General features: G+C 49.5%; 13 protein-coding genes. 2 read left to right on the top strand and 11 right to left on the bottom strand.

What is annotated here, in order from left to right:
- Positions 1 to 5: 5 nt before the first annotated feature.
- The 6 genes from I2G42_RS04820 to I2G42_RS04795 all read right to left on the bottom strand — a co-directional run bounded on the left by I2G42_RS04820 (position 6) and on the right by I2G42_RS04795 (position 8,425).
- The gene (locus I2G42_RS04820) at positions 6 to 1,538 is read right to left on the bottom strand and encodes an ATP-binding protein (RefSeq protein ID WP_055226662.1); all 1,533 of its coding nucleotides are present in this window, start codon (positions 1,536 to 1,538) and stop codon (positions 6 to 8) included.
- 26 nt (positions 1,539 to 1,564) lie between these two features.
- Positions 1,565 to 2,629, bottom strand: coding sequence for a metallophosphoesterase family protein (locus I2G42_RS04815; RefSeq protein ID WP_055226660.1), 1,065 nt, complete (start codon positions 2,627 to 2,629; stop codon positions 1,565 to 1,567).
- Between the two features lie 129 nt (positions 2,630 to 2,758).
- Positions 2,759 to 4,150, bottom strand: a complete 1,392-nt coding sequence (asnS, locus tag I2G42_RS04810) for an asparagine--tRNA ligase (RefSeq protein WP_055226658.1) — start codon at positions 4,148 to 4,150, stop codon at positions 2,759 to 2,761.
- 76 nt (positions 4,151 to 4,226) lie between these two features.
- Positions 4,227 to 6,695: a hypothetical protein gene (locus tag I2G42_RS04805; RefSeq protein WP_055226656.1), complete on the bottom strand. Its 2,469-nt coding sequence runs from the start codon at positions 6,693 to 6,695 to the stop codon at positions 4,227 to 4,229.
- Positions 6,695 to 7,852 (bottom strand): class I SAM-dependent methyltransferase, encoded by a 1,158-nt coding sequence (locus I2G42_RS04800; RefSeq protein WP_055226654.1) that lies wholly within the window; start codon positions 7,850 to 7,852, stop codon positions 6,695 to 6,697. The genes I2G42_RS04805 and I2G42_RS04800 overlap by 1 nt, the downstream gene beginning before the upstream one ends.
- A gap of 147 nt (positions 7,853 to 7,999) precedes the next feature.
- Positions 8,000 to 8,425 (bottom strand): hypothetical protein, encoded by a 426-nt coding sequence (locus I2G42_RS04795; RefSeq protein WP_082424871.1) that lies wholly within the window; start codon positions 8,423 to 8,425, stop codon positions 8,000 to 8,002.
- A 163-nt stretch (positions 8,426 to 8,588) separates the two neighbouring features.
- Here I2G42_RS04795 and I2G42_RS04790 point away from each other — a divergent pair, with 163 nt between their 5' ends.
- Positions 8,589 to 9,680 (top strand): TM7S3/TM198-like domain-containing protein, encoded by a 1,092-nt coding sequence (locus I2G42_RS04790; RefSeq protein ID WP_195530796.1) that lies wholly within the window; start codon positions 8,589 to 8,591, stop codon positions 9,678 to 9,680.
- Between the two features lie 77 nt (positions 9,681 to 9,757).
- Here I2G42_RS04790 and I2G42_RS04785 read toward each other — a convergent pair whose 3' ends face one another.
- From I2G42_RS04785 to I2G42_RS04765, 5 genes are all read right to left on the bottom strand, one after another.
- On the bottom strand, positions 9,758 to 10,978 hold the full coding sequence (locus I2G42_RS04785) for an ABC transporter substrate-binding protein (RefSeq protein WP_158568586.1): 1,221 nt from the start codon (positions 10,976 to 10,978) through the stop codon (positions 9,758 to 9,760).
- A 159-nt stretch (positions 10,979 to 11,137) separates the two neighbouring features.
- A complete protein-coding gene (locus I2G42_RS04780) occupies positions 11,138 to 11,803 on the bottom strand; it encodes an RluA family pseudouridine synthase (RefSeq protein WP_055265689.1) in 666 nt (221 codons plus the stop codon).
- Positions 11,804 to 12,698: 895 nt separating this feature from the next.
- Entirely contained in the window at positions 12,699 to 14,987 is a 2,289-nt protein-coding gene (locus tag I2G42_RS04775; protein WP_022461535.1) for a hydratase, read from the bottom strand.
- 119 nt (positions 14,988 to 15,106) lie between these two features.
- Positions 15,107 to 16,198: a PucR family transcriptional regulator gene (locus tag I2G42_RS04770; protein ID WP_055226895.1), complete on the bottom strand. Its 1,092-nt coding sequence runs from the start codon at positions 16,196 to 16,198 to the stop codon at positions 15,107 to 15,109.
- A gap of 348 nt (positions 16,199 to 16,546) precedes the next feature.
- Positions 16,547 to 17,659 (bottom strand): ABC transporter ATP-binding protein, encoded by a 1,113-nt coding sequence (locus tag I2G42_RS04765; RefSeq protein WP_055219170.1) that lies wholly within the window; start codon positions 17,657 to 17,659, stop codon positions 16,547 to 16,549.
- 349 nt (positions 17,660 to 18,008) lie between these two features.
- On the opposite strand from I2G42_RS04765, the gene I2G42_RS04760 reads away from it, so the two are divergent.
- Positions 18,009 to 18,824 carry a YesL family protein gene (locus tag I2G42_RS04760; RefSeq protein ID WP_207741837.1) on the top strand — a complete coding sequence of 272 codons (816 nt, stop codon included), beginning with the start codon at positions 18,009 to 18,011 and terminating at the stop codon, positions 18,822 to 18,824.
- Positions 18,825 to 18,915 lie beyond the last annotated feature (91 nt).

Below are 18,915 nucleotides of genomic sequence, written 5' to 3'. Positions count from 1 at the left end.
ATTACTTAAAGCACAATTTTCCGGTACGGAATTCCCATCTCCGAGAGTGCTTCCTCCTCCCGCTTCTGACACGTAAAGAGCAGCACCTGCGTCCGGTTTTCCGCCAGCCATTTCAAAGTTTCTTTCAGCCGGTTTTCATCGTAAAACGCAAACGATTCATCGAGAATCACCGGCAGCTCCTCCTCGCCGCAGAGCACATCCATCGCCGCCATGCGGAGCGCAAAGTACGCCTGCTCGATCGTGCCGCGGCTGACCTGTTCAAGCGGCACATATTCGTCTGCGGTGTGAAGGCCGATCCGCAGATTCTCATCCATATTCACCTGCAGATAGCGGCCATTCGTCAGCGATGACAGCGTTTTTGACATCTGCTGTTTTAAGCGGTCGCCGATCCGGCTCTGCATCTGTACGGAGAGACTCTGGATCGTCTCCCCCGCCAGGGAAAGCGCATCGAGTTCTTCCTGCAGATGATCTTTTTCCGTCATGGAAATGCAGAGCTCTTCGTATTCACTCTGCAGGTTCGACAGCACCGTCTGTTTCTGCCCCAGCTCCTGCTTCAGGCGATCCACATTCCACTGCTGGCGGCGGATCGCCTGCTCCTCCGGCTCCGTCACGACCTGCTCGACCTCCGTTTTCCGGTGACGGAACAGACTGTACGCCAGATACAAGAGCGCCGCAATCGCAAGCCCGAGTCCCGTTCTCGTCAGCAGCGAATCAATATGGAAGAACTGCAGAATGCATAAGAACAAGAGAAATCCAGCCAGCGCCACGCACGCGGCACCCCATTTGCGGCTCTTCCGAGATTCTTTTTTCATCTTCCGCACCCGTTCGATCGGCACATCCTTCTGATAAATATCCCGCTTCATCTGCTCTTTCGCCTGCTGCAGATTCTCCTCGCTCTGACGGCACTCCTCCGTAAAAACGGAAATTTTCGTCTCAAGTTCTTCCTTCCGTTTTTCCAGTCCCGCCAGCGTCTTTTTCTGTTCCTGCTCCAGGCGCTTTCTCTTCTGCTTCAGCAGATCCAGCGCCGCCGCCACATCGAGCTCTCCATCGCTGCTCCCCTGGTAATTTGCCATATAGTTCCGCAGCTCATCCGCAAGCCCTTCCTCGGTTCTGCCTTTTAACTGCCCGATCGAAGCCGTATTATCATACACAATCTCACTGACACCGCCGAGCAGCATGGAAAGATCGCCGTCCTCCACGGAGAGCACCTCGCCGTCCGTCAGGCACACCAGCTTTGCATTGGCGTTCTGCCGCCCGAAATTCCGTGTCAGGCGGAACCGTTTGCCGCCGCTTTCAAGCACCATCTCTCCCGCATAGTATGCCGGATTTTCCCATGGCTCATAACGACTGTAGACATCATTTTTTGCCGCCCGCCCCCGGCCGCGTGTCATGCCAAACAGCATGCTGCGGATGAAGGTATGGACGGTCGATTTTCCGCTCTCATTTTCCCCGCTGATGAGCTGAATCCCATCGGAAAATTCCAGTGTGCGGTTCTGCATTTTTCCAAAATTGCGGATTTCCAGTTTTTCTATTTTCATCTTCTACGCCTCCCGCAATCTTTTTTTCAGCCGTTCCTGCGTGCCGCCAGCAGCGCCTCGAGACCATAGTCGAGCGCCTTCTGTGACTGCGCATCCGTCTTTGTTTCAAATGCTTCAATATAGGTGCTGATCAGACTAGCGCCATACGTTTTCTTCAGCTGTTCCAGATCGTATGCCGGACGTGTTTCATCCTCCACAGAGATGACTCTGCCGCAGTCCAGCAGCCGTTTCGGAGAAAATTCCAGCTCGGCGGCACGGTGTCCCACAAGTTTCAGGCGGATGATTTTTCGGATCTTCCCATCCTCCCGCAGCGCCAGCTCCTGTTTCAGCTTCGTCTCCAGCGCATACTGTGTCAGATCCTCCGTCACGTTCAACACCAGATCTTCGTACTCATATCTGGCAAACGGCACAAACTGAATCCGCGTGCCGTGCTCGTCCACCGTTCCGCGGATGTAGCCGTGCGGCCCCAACTGCGTCTCATCCGTCGGTTCGAGTGCGCCTGCGTATACCATTTTGTCGGGAATAAGAATCCCCGGCTTATGAATGTGCCCGCACGCAATATAATCAAACCCTGCCTGCGCCATGCGGCCCGGATTCCACGGCATGTGGCGGGCATCGCCGCCGTGCGCGAGCAGCAGATGATATTTCATTTTGCCCTCCGGCCGCACGCCGTCCAGCCGGTTTTCCAGGATCTCTTTTTTGTCGTAACTGCATCCGTACACCGCCGTCTTCTTCTCCGGGACTTCAACACACTCCGGCTCCGGCGACAGGAGCATTACCACGTTGTCTGCCCAGTCGAAACCGCGGTAAAAGCTCTCCCGCTTCACATAATCGTGGTTTCCGGCAATCAGAACGACGATCGTCTCCGGGATGGACGCAAAAAGATCGTTGACCTCTTTCAGTTCCCGCAGAAGCGGCTGGCACTGAAACAGATCTCCCGCGATCAGCAGAAAGTCCGTCTTTTCCCGACCGGCCAGGCGGATGATCCGCCGGAAGCTCTCCCAGATGGCCTCCCCGCGCTCCTCGCTCCAGGGAAATCCCGCATCCGGCTGCATGCCGAGATGCACGTCCGCAATATGAATAAACCGCATAGGCGCATACCCCTTTCTGGATTCATTTTCTCTATTACTACAATACGGACGTCAGGCGCACCAAATCCACATTAGATTCCACTGCACCCGGCATCCGTATTTTTTAAATTTCTATATCACTTTTCGTAATTACAGCTCGCAGTTGTTTACTGTTCTCGGGAACGGGATGACGTCGCGGATATTGCCCATTCCGGTCAGATACATGACGCATCTTTCAAATCCCAGTCCGAATCCTGCATGGTGGGTAGAACCATATTTTCTGAGGTCCAGATAGAATCCGTAATCTTCCTCAGCAAGTCCCAGCTCTTTCATACGGCCAAGCAGTTTCTCGTAGTCGTCCTCACGCTGGCTTCCGCCGATGATCTCTCCGATGCCAGGAACCAGACAGTCCATAGCGGCAACGGTCTTGTTGTCATCGTTCAGCTTCATATAGAACGCTTTGATCTCCTTCGGATAATCGGTAACGAAAACCGGTCTCTTGAAGATCTGCTCGGTCAGATAACGCTCATGCTCGGTCTGCAGATCGCATCCCCAGTATACTTTGTAATCGAATTTGTCGTTGTTTTTCTCCAGAAGCTCGATAGCCTCGGTGTAGGTTACACGGCCGAACTCAGAATTTACGACATGGTTCAGACGCTCGATCAGTCCCTTGTCCACGAAACTGTTGAAGAACTGCATTTCTTCCGGTGCATGCTCCATAACGTAGCGGATGACATATTTCAGCATTGCCTCAGCAAGCTCCATATCGTCCTCCAGATCAGCGAAAGCGATTTCCGGCTCGATCATCCAGAACTCTGCTGCATGGCGGGTGGTGTTGGAATTTTCTGCACGGAAGGTCGGTCCGAAGGTGTAGATATTGCGGAATGCCTGTGCAAAGGTCTCGCCGTTTAACTGTCCGCTTACGGTAAGGCTTGTCTTTTTTCCGAAGAAGTCCTGTGTGAAATCGACAGCGCCGTCCTCGGTTTTCGGAATATTGTCAAGATCCATGGTGGTTACCTGGAACATCTCGCCGGCTCCCTCGCAGTCGCTTCCGGTGATCAGCGGGGTGTTGACATAAACGAAGTCTCTCTCCTGGAAGAACTGATGGATCGCATAGGCGCAGAGGGAACGAACACGGAATACTGCCTGGAAGGTGTTGGTTCTCGGACGCAGATGGGAAATGGTACGAAGGTATTCCATGGAGTGGCGTTTTTTCTGCAGCGGGTAATCCGGTGCGGAAACGCCCTCTACGGTAACTTCTGTCGCCTGAATCTCAAACGGCTGTTTTGCCTGCGGGGTAGCAACGAGGATACCTTTTACGATGATGGCTGCGCCGACGTTCATTTTGGAAATCTCAGAGAAGTTTTCCATCTCATCGTGGTATACGATCTGCAGGGTTTCGAAATAGCTTCCGTCGTGCAGAACGATGAAACCAAAGGTTTTGGAATCACGTACGCTGCGCACCCAGCCGCCTACGGTTACTTCTTTGTCCAGGTATGCTTCCCGGTTTTTATAAATCTCTCGGATGGTTGTAAGTTTCATTGTCTTTTTTCTCCCTAAATATTCATAGTGCTTTCTTTATTCTAACACTTTTTGCGTCATTAGAAAACCCCGCAAATCACTCGATCTTTACTTTTTTAATATAACTGATGAAGACATTGCCGTTCTGTGCGAACAATGCATCGCTGTCATCGTCAGAAAGTGCAGTTGTCTCGCCCGTTGCCGGGTTATACAGCCAGGAATTTCCAAAAATATCGTATCCGGTCAGAAGCAGACTCTCGTTCGCGCCGGTCTTTACAACAACGCCGCAGCCGCTGCTGATCATATAGAGAATTTCTTCTCTTGTGCAGCCCGTCAGGTTCAGCAGTTCGTAATCATCACCGAGTGACTCCTTCAGCACGTTTTCGTCCAGAGATGCACTCTGGAATCCCGACGGCATCGTTGTCTCGTCGAGGCGCATGCCCTGCTGGCGGTTTCCGCGCTCCCACACATAGGACTGGCTGCTGTTCAGCACAACGCCGACATTCTCATCGGCAAGCTGTACGGCCTCGGCCGGGGAGCTTAAAATGGCGATCAGTTTTCCTTTTCCATATACATAGTAAAGATCTGCGCTGCCCGTGTCGTACGACATCGTAAGATCGGTCCGTAAGGTTGAATAGATATATTTCGGTGTCAGTGTCAGAAGCGACTGTGTTTTGCCGCTCGTCGAGAATTCCAGAAGGAACTGCTGCTCTCTTCTGTCGTCCACCGTTGCCAGGCGGCCCGTCACCAGTTCCTGGCTCTGCTGCTCGCCGTTCATGATGTGATCCTCCGGCGCATCCGCATAGCCGTTTTCCTGGCGTACCACGCGGTCCAGCTCCAGAAGGCCGTCCGAAATCGACACGCCTGTCACATAATAGCCGTCCTGATGATACTCTTTTTTCACGTTTCCGTCGATGCTGACAATCCGCACCGTATGCATAGCGAAAACTTCATTGCCGGAAATATCTTTTAAAATATCGCTGTCGTTTGCCATACCATAGACAAAGTCTTCATTGATAAAGCCAAGTGCCCGGATCTTCTGTCCGTCATCCGCCGCAAAGCGCTGCGTTTCCCCGCTCTCCAGATTCATCACGGTGATGTTCATCGCACTGCTTGCATTGTCCGCATCCATCCACGCGATGCTCTCCTGGCTTTCCGATACTACAAAGCAGTCCTCCGGGATACTTTCCCGGACCACCGTCGTCGTGCCGGTTTCAATATCTACCTTACACAGGTTCTCATTCAGATAGAGATACATCTCTCTCTGCTTGTTGACGTAGGAGAGGCGGTCGAGCTGTTTTTTCAGCATCTCGTAGGAAATATCCGCCGGAACGAAAATCTCCTCGGTTGCCACATTCCGCTCGGCGCGATAATAGTAAACGGCTGCTCCCACTTCACCCTCGTGGTTTCCGCGGTTCATATAGCCATAAACAACAAACGTCACATCGCCCGCATCATCCACACGCACAATGTTGACATCATGCTCTCCGTGCTGTTCCCGTTCATCCATGCTGCCGTTCTCACGGAAGCTGAAAACGCGGATCGTCTTGTTGGCGCTGCGGTTGTAGCACCAGAGATCACCGTTTACTACAAATGCGACAATATCACCTGCCGTATTCGTCACATACTTGGTATCCTCGCCGGTCACACCGAGGTTGATGCCGGATTTCGTCAGAACACCAAGCTCCGGATCAAAGATCTGCTGTGCGCTCCGCTCGAAGTCCAGCAGAATAATCTCTCCGTCGGACTCTCGCATCCGATAGAACTCGCTTACGGTATAATACTCCGTCTGTCCGTTCTCATCCTGCGCACTGATCATGTACTCCTGTGTGATGCTGGTCGTCGTCTCATTCGCTTCTTTGATCTGCTGCACCGGCTGCTGTACGATCGTCGGTGCGAGGCTTCCCCAGGAAATCTGGTCGAGGCTGGAATGAATGTTGACATTGAGGAACGAAGAATTATCCCCCGTCTCATCCGGCTCAAGCTGCGGAACGAGCGCTTCCGCCTGCGTTTTATCCAGGCATGTCTGCGCAAACATCTGCGTGTAGGCCAGATAATCGCCGACCTCCACGCCGTTGCGCTGTACAATGCGGGTGTAATACCAGGCAGACTGGCCGTCCCCGTAGGCAACCTCGAGCTTCAGCGTATATTCCTGATTCATCAGAATCGCGGTCTCTAACTGGAAGTCTGCTTTCAGATAGCTTCCGTCCTCGTCAAACGATTTCAGCACCGAGTTTTCAATCAGCGCTCCGCCGTCTGTGCTTTCCACCGTATAGGTCACGTTTTTAATTTTCTGTCCCTTCGCATCAATTTCAAGCGTAAGCGAACGGTCCGTCGGCAGCGGTGTCAGGTTTTCTCTTGTCGTTACGCCGTTCATCTCCTGGCGGTATCCGTACATGCGGTTCACTGTCGTGTCCGCGGTCTTCATGTACAGCACCGGAAGACTCGCTGCGTCCAGATCGGTCGCATTCTCCGTCGTCTCATGGCTCATCAGGTGTGTGAACACACCGACTGATGCGGCAAAAACAAGAAAAAGGATCAGAATCCTTGCTGCTCTTTTATTCATCACGGCTCCTCCTTTTCTGTGAGGAGGTCTGCCAGTGTCGGCTTCACATGGTACGCTTCCATGCACGCTTTCAGTTCTTCCGGCAGTTTTTTCGAGCCTTCCTGGCGTTTTACCGCGCGGATCAGAAGGTTCTTCGGCGTGTGCTCCATGTCGATGAATTCGAGAATCTGTGTCTCATAGCCTGCATTCTCCAGAAGCTTTGCCCGGATTCCGTCGGTCAGAAGCGCCGCCATGCGCTCTTTTAAGATGCCGTAATCCATGATCGGATACAGTTCTTTGTTTGCAATCTGGCGGTTCAGCTCATGCTGGCAGCACGGAACGGAAAGAATAACTTTTGCATTCCATTTGACGGCCTTTTCCAGCGCATAGTCAGTCGCCGTGTCGCACGCGTGCAGCGTCACCACCATATCGACCTCGTCGCGGCCGGTATAAGAAGCGATGTCACCCTGATAGAAATGCAGCTTTTCATAGCCATATTTCTCTGCCAGTCCGTTGCAGATTGCGATGACATCCTCTTTCAAGTCAAGTCCGATGATATTGACATCCAGTTTTTTCAGTTCGCGGAAGTAATAATACATCGCAAACGTCAGATACGATTTTCCGCAGCCGAAATCGAGAATCGTGATCTCGCGGTCCGATGGGAGCTGCGGCAGGATATCTTCGATGAACTCCAGAAAGCGGTTGATCTGGCGGAACTTGTCGTAGCGGGTCCGCACGATTTTGCCTTCTTTTGTCATAACACCAAGATCCTGTAAAAAAGGAACCGGGATTCCTTCTTCCAGAATATACCGTTTCTTCCGGTTGTGCGCCAGATTGACGGGTTTGCCGGTTCCTTTCATATGCGGTTTCTTTTTGATCGTCATCGTTCCCTTTTTGCTGACCAGAACAGATGCTGTGCAGATGTCGGATTCGAGCTGCATCTGCTTGAAGGTTCCGTTCATCCAGTCGCTGATCCGGGTGATCACGTCGTCTTTTGTCATATTTTTATGAAACTCCTTCGTGCCGACGGTCTCCTGGCACTGAAAGAGCAGTTTTCCTTTTATTTCAACCGGGCGTATTCTCACTTTGGACACTTCACTGTCCCCTCTTGGGCCGCTGATCGTGATACGGTACAGCCCTTCCCGGATTTCATCCTGTAATAATTTCTGTAATTCCATTTATACTCTCCAAACTTCCTGAATCGTTTGTAAACATGTGTAATAAAGCCCCTTACAACCCCGCTAATATTGTAATCTGTTTTCCGCAAAACCACAACAGAAAAATTATTAAAAATGTGTTACCCTCTTATTACTTTATGGCGCAGTTTAAAGCCACAGATTGTAATAATGTTTCCTCCTGCTCCGCCTCCGGAACATTTCATTATAAAAAAGAACGCCGATCAAATCGAGCAGTTCCTCTTCTGCCGTTTTCTCATCCTTCCCGCCGTTTTCCCTGCCGTACTGACGTGCGATATTCCGGCAGGTGTGCTCCATCATGAGCCGGTCCGGGAATTCGTCGTACATCATGCTGCCGCGGTAATCCATGCGGTCACACTCTGCCTCCACCAGCCGCTGCAGATCAGATGCCGTCCGGGAATAATACGACTGCATCCGCTGCCGTTCCCGCGCTTCCTGCTGCTCCTCCATACTTCTTCCCCATAAGGGCTGTGCCGCAAAAAACGGCTCCGGCCGCTCCATCGGATTTCCCTGATAGGAATTTCTTCTATTTTCATACACTCTATCCTGATTCATGCCTGTTTTATTTCCTTTTTGCTCTTCCTTATACCATATGCACACCGCCGCCATTCTGCCGTTTCCCAGATCTCAAACACAATTTCACTTGCCAAAACCGCCGTTCCGTACTAAAATACAACCTGTATCTATTTTTCCGATACATCATATAGGAGTGAATATCATGAATCTGAATATGCAAACTTTCAACATCAACACGCTGCTTGGCGGTCTCGATAAAGTCCGGGACGTCATGGGTGTTTACCAGCAGCAGCTTCTTCTGATTGTGATTGTTTTTGCCCTGCTGAACTGTTTCTTCGGCTATGCGCTCCGCAAGCTCTGGAGCGTCATTCCCGGATTTTTTCTCGGCGCGGCCGCCGGTTATGCAGCGGGTACCTACACGAATCAGACCACGACGATCACCCTGGCGCTTGCCGTCGGCACCGGTCTTCTGACCGCAATCATTGCCTTCGTCCTCTACCGGATCGGACTTTTTCTTCTGATCTGCGGGCTCGTCGGCTTTTGCCTCTGGCATCTCGTCAATCCAAACGATATCACAGGTTATGGACTCGTCGCCCTCGTCGCTTTCGTGATCGGCCTGATCTGCGTTCCGTTCGAACGCATTTCCGTAATCCTGGTCACCTCCATCTGCGGCGCCCTCACGACGATCCGCATGGCATATTTCTTCAAGGACCTCGATCTGAACATGATGTTCTGGATTGTCTCTGCCATTCTCGCCGCAGCAGGCATGCTCTTCCAGTTTAAACCGTGGAAAGAGGCGGACTACTGGGAGGATGACGACGAAGAAGAACGCGAACACCGTGCAAAAGCGCGCGCCAGACGGAAGCGCAGATCCGGTTTCGACCCTCTTCCATCCAGAAAGAAGAAAAAGAAACGCCGCGGCTCCTCTTCCTCTTCTTCCGGCAACGCAAGAGATCCGTACCGCAGCTATCAGAAACCGTCGAACCGTACCCGTGTTTCGCAGAACACCATGTACGATTTCCGTTTTGTTCCGGAAGAACCTGACGATGACGACGATGAGAAAGATCTTCCAAAAATCATCCGCCGCCGGCCATCCGCAAAACCGGCCGCTCCGGAGGAGTTTGACGAAGAAGAAACATCCCCAAAAGCTTCCATGGGCGACACGAAGCCGTATACCTCTCCTTCCAAACCGCAGATCACCGAGGACGGCATCCCGGATGTCGATCTCTCCGCGATCCGGCAGCAGATTTCCGAAGAGGTACAGAGAATTTACGAAGACGATCAGAACTCGTAATCCGCACTGCAGCGCAGAAAACCCGGCAGGCAAAGGAACATTCCCTTGTCTGCCGGGTTCATTTTTTATCCTGATTTTCAGTTATAAAGATACTTCTGATTTGTCTCCAGATCGATCGTGTCTTTGTCGAGCCACTGATATCCCGTATCGATCTTCTGATCTACCGGAAGTCCCTGAATCGCGCGGACGGCCGCCACGATTGCCGCATAGCCAAGACCGTACGGATTCTGCGTTACGGTACCGTACTCGCGTCCCTCCTGGATCGCTTTCTGCTGTTTTTCACCGGAATCAAAACCGACAATCTGAATCTGCTCAGTATTTTCCATATCTGCCAGCGCATCCAGCGTCTGGTCTGCCATGTCTTCGTTCGTACAGAAGATGCCCTTCAGAGCCGGGTAGGTTTCAAGTGTATTTTTCAGCATGTCCGCGATGGATTCTTCTCCATCTCCGTAATTCACCTGAACCACTTTCACATCGGTATATTTTTCTTCGATCTCTTTTTTAAATGCTTCCACGCGCTCTACGCTGCTCTCGGTGTTGTACTGATGTGCAACAATCGCAACCTCTCCGCTGTTGCCGATGGCCTCACAGAGATGATCTGCCGCAAGCTTTGCTGCCGCTGCGTGATCAGTCGCACATGTCGAGGTGATCAGATCACTCTCGATACCGGAATCCGCGATGATGACTGGAATCTGGCTGTCGGAAGCCTCTTCCATCTGTGCCTGTCCCGACTGCTGGTCAATGATGCCAAGGATCAGCGCGTCCGGATTTTCCGAAATGACAGAGTCGATGATATTGATCTGAGAGTTGGTGTCACTTTCATTTTCCGGGCCTTCAAATGTCATATAAACTTTGTCGTTTCCGGTGTAGCCAAGCGAGGCGTTCAGATCGTCAAGTGCCTGCTGCGCACCGGCTTTTACGGCTTTCCAAAAACCGGCACTTAAGTCTTTTGCAACCACGGCGATGTAAGAGCCTTTTTCAACGGTAAGTCCATCCACGGTGTCGTACAATGCTTCCATGCCGTCTTTGTGCGGAACGGTGATTTCTATTCGTTTTTTGTCTGCTTCTTTTCCTTCATCTCCAGAGCTTTCAGAAGATGTGGATGCACTGGCTGACTCTGCTGTAGAATCTGCGCTGGACGATGAGGCCTCCGGGCTTTCTTCTGCCGCCGGAGTTTCTGTCACTTCCTGAGACGACGATGCTGCGGTGCTCTTGTCTGTCACTGCTTCTTTTCCGCATCCAGCTGCCGAGCACAGCAGGATTCCGGAAAGCAGTACTGCAATCATTCTGCGTTTCATAATTCTCCCTTTCTGCTTTGCCTGATGAATCATTTTCCATTACTTTTTACAGTTTTGTTACATAACCTTTCTCTATTATACACAAACCGTAAAAATAGTCCAGTCCTGTTTTCTTATGATTTTCTGAACTTTTTTGCAATTTCACATAGCTCTGAATAGTTACACAAAGCTGTGGAAGATTTCACCTTCTGGTTTTACGGTAAACGAAAGCCGTTTGCCTGTCCGCGGATGCTTCAGCTCGAGATGATGCGCGCACAGCGCCAGAGATCCTTTCTCTTTCGCCCCATATTTTGCATCCCCCGCCAGCGGATATCCCGCATGGGAAAACTGGACGCGGATCTGGTGGTGGCGGCCCGTTCCGAGGTGGATCTGCACCAGGGTTCGGTTCTCCTGTGTCCTTATCACTTCATATTCCAGCACCGCTTTTTTCGCTCCGGCGGTGCCTGGCTGTACGACGCGGGATGTGTTGCTCCGTCCGTCTTTTACAAGGAAATCCTCAAACTTCTGCACGCCCTGTTTTTCGATTTTTCCCTCACAGACGGCGAGATACTCTTTCTTCATCGTCCCGTCCTTCACCTGCCGTCCCAGTTTTCCTGCGGCGTCTTTGTTTTTCGCAAACACCAGCACGCCCTCAACCGGCTGATCGAGCCGGTGAACGACCGCCAGATATGGAATCTGAGTCCGCGCCTGACCCGGTGTTTCCGCCCTTGCCTGCTTCGCCAAATAATTCAGCAGCGCATGCTCCAGATCCATCTGTCCCATCCGCGCATTCTGCACTGCCATACCCGCGTGCTTGTGAACAACAAGAATATCGTTATCTTCCATTAAAATATCTTCTCTGCAAAATCCAGCCACTTTCTTCTCCTGTTCTGACTTCTTATTTTCGATACACGGATTTCTCCGCTGTTATGCTTTAAGAAGTATGCACCATTTCCGCCGCATCTGTCAAGAAAAACATGCCCGGCGGACGAATTACACAACACAAAAAGCGATCGCCATACCAATCATTTTTTCTGATACAGCGACCGCTTTTTCTTTATTTTCCATATTCAGTTTTTTCTCTACTTTCAAGGATTTTCACTGGTTTTCTTTCTTTACCGATCTGTGATCTTTGTTTTCGCTTTCGTTTGATATTTCAAAGATCGTTTCTCTTCCATTTCCCTGTTGTAGATTTTCTTTTTTTCGGGAAGATGTTCTTTTTCAGAGGCTTTTCCTTTGCGGTTAAGATTTCCACTCCGAAAATCTTTTCCTTAGGATTTCCTAAGATCTGCTCTGATCTCATGTTTATCAAAAGGTTTTCTTTCGAACTTCTTTTGTATGGATCTTTATCTCAGGTTTTCTTTCCTTTCGGAAGTCTCTCATCTTAAGAACATCTTCCTTTTCCCTTTTTTTCCATTCTTCTATAGAAGATTTCTCGTCTCTTTCTATGAAAATGGTTTGTTCTCTTGAAAAGGGGGTCCCAAGTCTTTCTCTTTGTACCTCTTGGTTAGGTTTTTGTTTTCTTGTTTCTTTGTGATTTTAATATAACAGATCCGCCAGTATTTGTCAACACATTTTTAAAATATTTTTATTATTTTTTTATATCGCTTTTTCTTTTCTTAATTATTGTGTTTATTTTCTGAATTTTATATTGTTTTCTGATATTTTGTTTCAAATAAGTGCGCAGAAAAAGAGCTATGAAACAGACTTTTCTTCTGCCACACAGCTCTTTCTCAAATACTTATCCTCTATAATAGTTGATCAGGCATCCCTTGCGGATGATTTCTCTCTCATCATCGGTCAGCGCGCCTAACGTCATCTCGAACGGAACAAGTGCTCCGTCTTTTACAACGTACGCTTTGATCACATCGGCTTTCTCTTCCACTGCCTTGCGGATCTCCGGTACAAAGATGTAATCTCCGTTTGTAAACGGCAGATCTCCCTCCGGGATCAGGAATGGAAGCATGCCCCAGTTGATCAGGTTGGAGCGGTAGCGCTTCGTTGCATACTCGTTGGCGATGTTTGCCCAGCCGCCTAATACCTTCTGGCAGGAAGCTGCCTGCTCACGCGCAGAGCCGTCGCCCGGTTTTACAGCGAAGATGGTGGATCCGACACCGACGTTTGTCTTGTCGATATCCGGGTACTGGGTATGGATGGCTGCGAAGACCGGTTTCAGTTCCGGAAGTGCCTCTGCCGGGCAGTTTCCTTCCTGGATGGCTTTCTCTGCGACCTGTACTTCTTTTGCACGTCCCACGTAAGCCGGATCTTTTCTTGACAGGGTGAACTCTGCCAGTCCGAGCGGGTTGGAACGGAAGGAAGAAGTCTCGCCGGATGGAATCAGCTCGTCGGTTGTCGTAACCGGATCGTGGATCTCGGAAACAACCTTCAGAATCAGGTTCTCGGCAAGCTGCGGCATAGCCGGCCAGTCTTTGATGTTCGGTCCGAACTGGATTTCTACAGACGGATCTGCCACACCCTTGCTGTCGAAGACACGGTTCTCGTAAATCTTCTTGTCGAAGTGGTATGCCGGTTTCGTGTATGTTCCGGTGAACTCGTCTGCTGCGGTCAGGAATCCCTTGTTTGCTGCGGTTGCTGCAATGGAACGTGCATCCATCAGGGCAACGGAAGAAATCTGGCCGTTCTGGATCTTGGATCCCTCGCGGTTCGGGAAGTTTCTGGTGGAGTGACGGATTGAGAACGCATTGTTTGCCGGAGTATCGCCTGCGCCGAAGCACGGTCCGCAGAATGCGGTTTTTACGATCGCACCGGTTTCCAAAAGGTCTGCCAGTTTTCCGTTTCTTGCCAGCTCCATATAGATCGGGGTACTTGCCGGGTAAACACTTAAGGTGAACGCATCGTCGCCAATGCTGTGGCCTTTCAGGATATCGGCTGCGTCGCAGATGTTCTCAAATCCGCCGCCGGCGCATCCTGCAATGATTCCCTGGTCTACCAGGAGTTTTCCGTCGTGTACTTTATTTTTCAGAGTGAACGGAACTTTTCCGTCGAGGCTGATGGCTGCTTTCTTCTCTACATCGTTCAGGATGTCATCGAGGTTTGCTTTCAGCTCTTCAATGGTATAAACATTGCTCGGATGGAACGGCATCGCGATCATCGGTTTGATCTTGTCGAGTTCTACTTTTACAACGCCGTCATAGTAAGCAACCGCGCCAGGATTCAGCTCTTTGTAATCTGCGCTTCTGCCGTGGATCTGATAGAACTCGCTGATCTTCTCATCGGTTCTCCAGATGGAGGACAGACACGTTGTCTCGGTTGTCATAACGTCCACACCGATCCGGTAATCTGCGCTTAAGGAAGATACGCCAGGTCCTACGAACTCCATAACTTTGTTCTTTACGTAACCATTTGCAAAGACTGCACCGATGATGGCAAGTGCAATATCCTGCGGTCCTACGCCCGGCTGCGGTGCGCCTGTCATGTAAATTGCGATCACTCCCGGCATAGCGATATCATATGTTTTGGAGAGAAGCTGTTTTACCAGCTCCGGTCCGCCCTCACCCATGGCCATGGTTCCGAGTGCACCGTAACGGGTGTGGGAATCGGATCCGAGGATCATTTTTCCGCCGCCGGCAAGCATCTCGCGGGCAAACTGATGAATTACTGCCTGATGAGGCGGTACATAGACGCCGCCGTACTTTTTCGCACAGGTAAGACCAAACATGTGGTCATCTTCGTTGATGGTTCCGCCGACTGCGCAAAGGGAGTTGTGGCAGTTGGTCAGCACGTACGGTACCGGGAATTTTTCCAGTCCTGACGCGCGCGCGGTCTGAATGATTCCAACAAAAGTAATGTCATGCGATGTAAGTTTGTCAAATTTGATCTGCAGATTTTCCATGTTGCCGGAAACATTGTGGTCTTTTAAGATTCCATAGGCAATGGTTTCTTTTGCAGCATCCGCCGGACACGGCACAGCGCCGGTACGCGCTTTGAGTTCCGCGCGGCCTTCTTCTGTATCCGGGATGATGTCGATTCCGTTGACAAGGTATGCACCTGTGTTCAGTAATTCAATCATGTCGTTCCTCTCCTCTTGTTGTTGATAAAATGTTAGGGTCAAAAAGTCTTTTGACCCCTTCGATACCCGGATTGCTCCGTGCTTTGCACTCCCGCAATCCTGTACGGCTCTGAACGGTTTTACAGATTTTCGCTGTTGTTCATATACGTCATGTAGCTTACGACCATCATGGCAATTTTAAAGGTCAGCGCATCGTCAAATTTACGAATGTCGAGTCCTGTGCTCTTCTCGAGCTTCTCCAGACGGTACACCAGAGTATTTCTGTGTACATAGAGCTGACGGGATGTCTCGGACACATTCAGGTTATTTTCAAAAAATTTATTGATTGTGGTCAGTGTTTCCTCATCGAACGTATCCGGCAGATTTTCGCCGAAGACTTCGGTCATAAACATTTCGCACAGCGGAATCGGGAGCTGATAGATCAGACGGCCGATGCCGAGGTTGTTGTACGGTACCACGTTTTTGTCTGCGTAGAAAATTTTTCCTACTTCGAGTGCCATCTTCGCCTCTTTGTAAGAACGCGATACACTCTTGATCTCGTTGACCGGATTTCCGTAGGAAACGCGCACCTGGGACATGGCCTCCGCATTCAGCATATCCACCAGCATTCTTGCGGTCTGGTTCATATCCTCGAAGGTGTCGGTGTCTTTCAGTTCTTTTACAATAATAATACTCTTCTCATCGACCGCGGTGATAAAATCCTTCGGTCTCGATGCGAACAGGCTCTTTACGGTTTCCTGCGCGCTGATGTCTTTTTCCATCTTCGTTTCTACCATGAAAACAACGCGGCGCACGTCGGTGTCGATGCGCAGCTTTTTCGCACGGTTATAGACATCCACCAGAAGGAGGTTGTCAAGAAGAAGATTCTGGATAAAATTGTTTTTGTCCAGACGCTCTTTGTATGCAATGATGAGGTTCTGAATCTCGCATACTGCAACTTTTCCGATCATGTAAGCGTCATCGCTGCTGCCTTTGGAGATCAGAATGTACTCTACGTTCTGGTTGTCATATACTTTAAAATAATGATATTCCTGTACAATCTGGCTGTCCGCAGCGGATAATACAAAAGAACGGATGCTTTCTGCATCAATCGCGGTTTCCGGGAATGTGGTCACCAGCAGAACACCATCCGTATTCGTCACACATAAATCAATTCTCGTAATATTTCTTAATTCATCAAGGGTTTTCTGTAATACCTGACTTGATACCAAATCTGCCACTTCCTTTCTCCTGGCGCATTTTACTCCAGGGTGCATCTTATTTATAACTATAGCTTATTTTTTTCTCATTGGCAACTATTTTTTGCTTCGCAAAAGGAGGGTCGTGCATATGCAGTTACTGTTCACTCAGCAGTGAAACACTTGCTGTTTCGCTGCGTAAGAAAGTGATTCAGGCGTGAGCAGCCCTCCTTTTGCGAAGCAAAACTTTAAATGAGGGCTGCGAATGTTACAGTTCGCTGGAAACCAGTGAACTGTAACCATATGCAAAAAGGACCGGCATCCGAACGGATGTCGATCCTTTTCTCTATGTTTGCGCATACGCGCTGATGTTCATATGGATTAGTTGGTAATGGTGATCTCTGTCTCTTTGTCGAACAGATGAACTTTCTCCATATCCAGAGCAAATTTAACGGTATCACCGCTTCTTGCAGTTGTACGAGGATCTACGCGGGCTGTCATTGGGAAGCCTTCGCAATCGAAGTACAGGTAAACTTCTGCACCTAACAGCTCGTATACGTTGATCTTGCACTCAACTACGCTGTCTTTGGAAGTTTCGATGAACATCTGAGAATCATGTACGTTCTCAGGACGGATACCCATAACAACGGTCTTTCCGTCATATCCGCCGTCGATAACAGCTTTTGCTTTGGAAGCCGGCAGTTTCATGTTGTATTTACCAACAGTAAGAGTAACGTCGTTTCCGTTAACTTTTACTTTTGCATCCAGGAAGTTCATCTGCGGAGATCCGATGAATCCTGCAACGAACAGGTTGCCCGGTGCGTTGTACAGGTTCTGCGGGGTATCTACCTGCTGAACAACTCCGTCTTTCATAACAACGATTCTGGTACCAAGTGTCATAGCCTCGGTCTGGTCATGTGTTACGTAGATGATGGTAGCGCCCAGTCTCTCATGCAGTTTGGAAATCTCGGTACGCATCTGTACACGAAGTTTTGCATCCAGGTTTGACAGAGGCTCGTCCATAAGGAATACTTTAGGATCACGTACGATGGCACGTCCCATAGCAACACGCTGTCTCTGACCACCGGAAAGAGCTTTCGGTTTACGGTCAAGCAGTTTCTCCAGGTCAAGGATTTTAGCTGCTTCTTTAACCTGTTTGTCGATCTGATCTTTCGGAACTTTTCTCAGTTTCAGACCGAATGCCATGTTATCATATACGGTCATGTGCGGATACAGAGCGTAGTTCTGGAATACCATTGCGATATCACGGTCTTTCGGCTCTACATCGTTTACTACTTTATCGTCAATTTTCAGAGTACCATCGGAGATCTCCTCAAGACCTGCGATCATACGAAGTGTTGTAGATTTACCACATCCAGATGGTCCTACGAAGATGATAAACTCTTTGTCAGCGATTTCCAGGTTGAAGTCTTTTACTGCTTCAAAACCGTTCGGATATCTTTTTGTAATGTGCTGTAAAGATAAACTTGCCATTTTTGAATCCTCCCTAAATGAACATCATGCGTTTTATTATGAGTTTTGCATTTGCATCTCTCTTACTTATGGGACTAGTATACCTTTTCTACCCGCATTCGACCATGCCACAATTACACAAACTTTCCTCCGGCAGATTGGCAATTCTGCTTTCGGATTTTCTCGAACCGTTCTCTTCTGTCCACTTTGCACAAACAAAATGTTCACTCTTATACAAAATGACGAAACGAAAAGTTTATATTCTCTTCATTGCATTTTTCTGAAAAATTCGCTATACTTTTCTATGATGTCTGCCAGCCGGAACGTTAATCGGCGGCACACTTAATTCAACAGAAAAGAGGAACAAATTATGAGTTTTTTCAGCCTGGACAGTAAGTTCTCGCAGATTATGGGCCGTGTCTTCGACCTGATGATGCTGAACATTATTTTCCTTATTATGTGTATCCCGATTGTGACAATCGGCGCCAATTTCACAGCAATGTACTACGTCACGCTGAAGATGATCAAAAATGAGGAGACGTATATCTTCCGTACCTACTGGAAATCCTTCCGCGAAAACTTCAAGCAGGCAACTGCCATCTGGCTCATCCTGCTGGCGGTTCTGATTGTTCTGATTCTTGATCTTCTGCTGGTCATGAAAATGCCGGGTACCATCACCTACCTGCGTTTTGTTTTCCTGGTACTGATCTTTTTCGAGGCCATGGTACTTTCCTATGTATTTCCGGTACTGAGCCGCTTTGACAATACTGTAAAAAACACGATCAAGAACTCCATCCTGATGGCAATCCGCCACCTGCCGTGGACCATCATGATCCTGCTCGTCAATCTCTGTCCGCTGCTGATCTATGTATTCTCCACGACAAAGATTGTCAGCTATCTGATTCTTCTGATGTTCCTTCTGGGCTTTTCTTCTGTGGCACTTGGATGCTCCTGGTTCTTCGTGAACAAGATCTTTCCATATTATATGCCGGAAGAAGAGAACGAGGTTCTGACCCCGGAAGAAGAGTCCTTACGCGCACTTGAAGCAATGGACAGACCAAGCCCGCTGACTGAACGTTCCGATGACGCTACTCCGGCTGAAACTACCGATGCTGCAGAAACTGCTTCGGAAGAGGAATCTGCAAGCCCGGCTGAACAGACAGAAACAGATGAAACAAACGAATAAATAAAATGCATTTCATAAACAACTCCCCGCCGGGAACCGCATCTGCTGCGTGTTTCCCGGCGGGGAGTTGTCGTTTTCTATTCTCTTTTAT

It is taken from the genome of Fusicatenibacter saccharivorans, assembly GCF_015557635.1.
Lineage (GTDB): Bacteria > Bacillota > Clostridia > Lachnospirales > Lachnospiraceae > Fusicatenibacter > Fusicatenibacter saccharivorans.
The sequence above is the reverse complement of the archived record's forward strand: the minus strand, read 5'-3'. Positions and strand labels throughout refer to the sequence as shown.

Coding starts and splice junctions, on each gene's coding strand:
- I2G42_RS04820 (WP_055226662.1), bottom strand. CDS start 1,538: ATGAAAATAGAAAAACTGGAAATCCGCAATTTTGGAAAAATGCAGAAC.
- I2G42_RS04815 (WP_055226660.1), bottom strand. CDS start 2,629: ATGCGGTTTATTCATATTGCGGACGTGCATCTCGGCATGCAGCCGGAT.
- asnS (WP_055226658.1), bottom strand. CDS start 4,150: ATGAAACTTACAACCATCCGAGAGATTTATAAAAACCGGGAAGCATAC.
- I2G42_RS04805 (WP_055226656.1), bottom strand. CDS start 6,695: ATGAATAAAAGAGCAGCAAGGATTCTGATCCTTTTTCTTGTTTTTGCC.
- I2G42_RS04800 (WP_055226654.1), bottom strand. CDS start 7,852: ATGGAATTACAGAAATTATTACAGGATGAAATCCGGGAAGGGCTGTAC.
- I2G42_RS04795 (WP_082424871.1), bottom strand. CDS start 8,425: ATGAATCAGGATAGAGTGTATGAAAATAGAAGAAATTCCTATCAGGGA.
- I2G42_RS04790 (WP_195530796.1), top strand. CDS start 8,589: ATGAATCTGAATATGCAAACTTTCAACATCAACACGCTGCTTGGCGGT.
- I2G42_RS04785 (WP_158568586.1), bottom strand. CDS start 10,978: ATGAAACGCAGAATGATTGCAGTACTGCTTTCCGGAATCCTGCTGTGC.
- I2G42_RS04780 (WP_055265689.1), bottom strand. CDS start 11,803: ATGGAAGATAACGATATTCTTGTTGTTCACAAGCACGCGGGTATGGCA.
- I2G42_RS04775 (WP_022461535.1), bottom strand. CDS start 14,987: ATGATTGAATTACTGAACACAGGTGCATACCTTGTCAACGGAATCGAC.
- I2G42_RS04765 (WP_055219170.1), bottom strand. CDS start 17,659: ATGGCAAGTTTATCTTTACAGCACATTACAAAAAGATATCCGAACGGT.
- I2G42_RS04760 (WP_207741837.1), top strand. CDS start 18,009: ATGAGTTTTTTCAGCCTGGACAGTAAGTTCTCGCAGATTATGGGCCGT.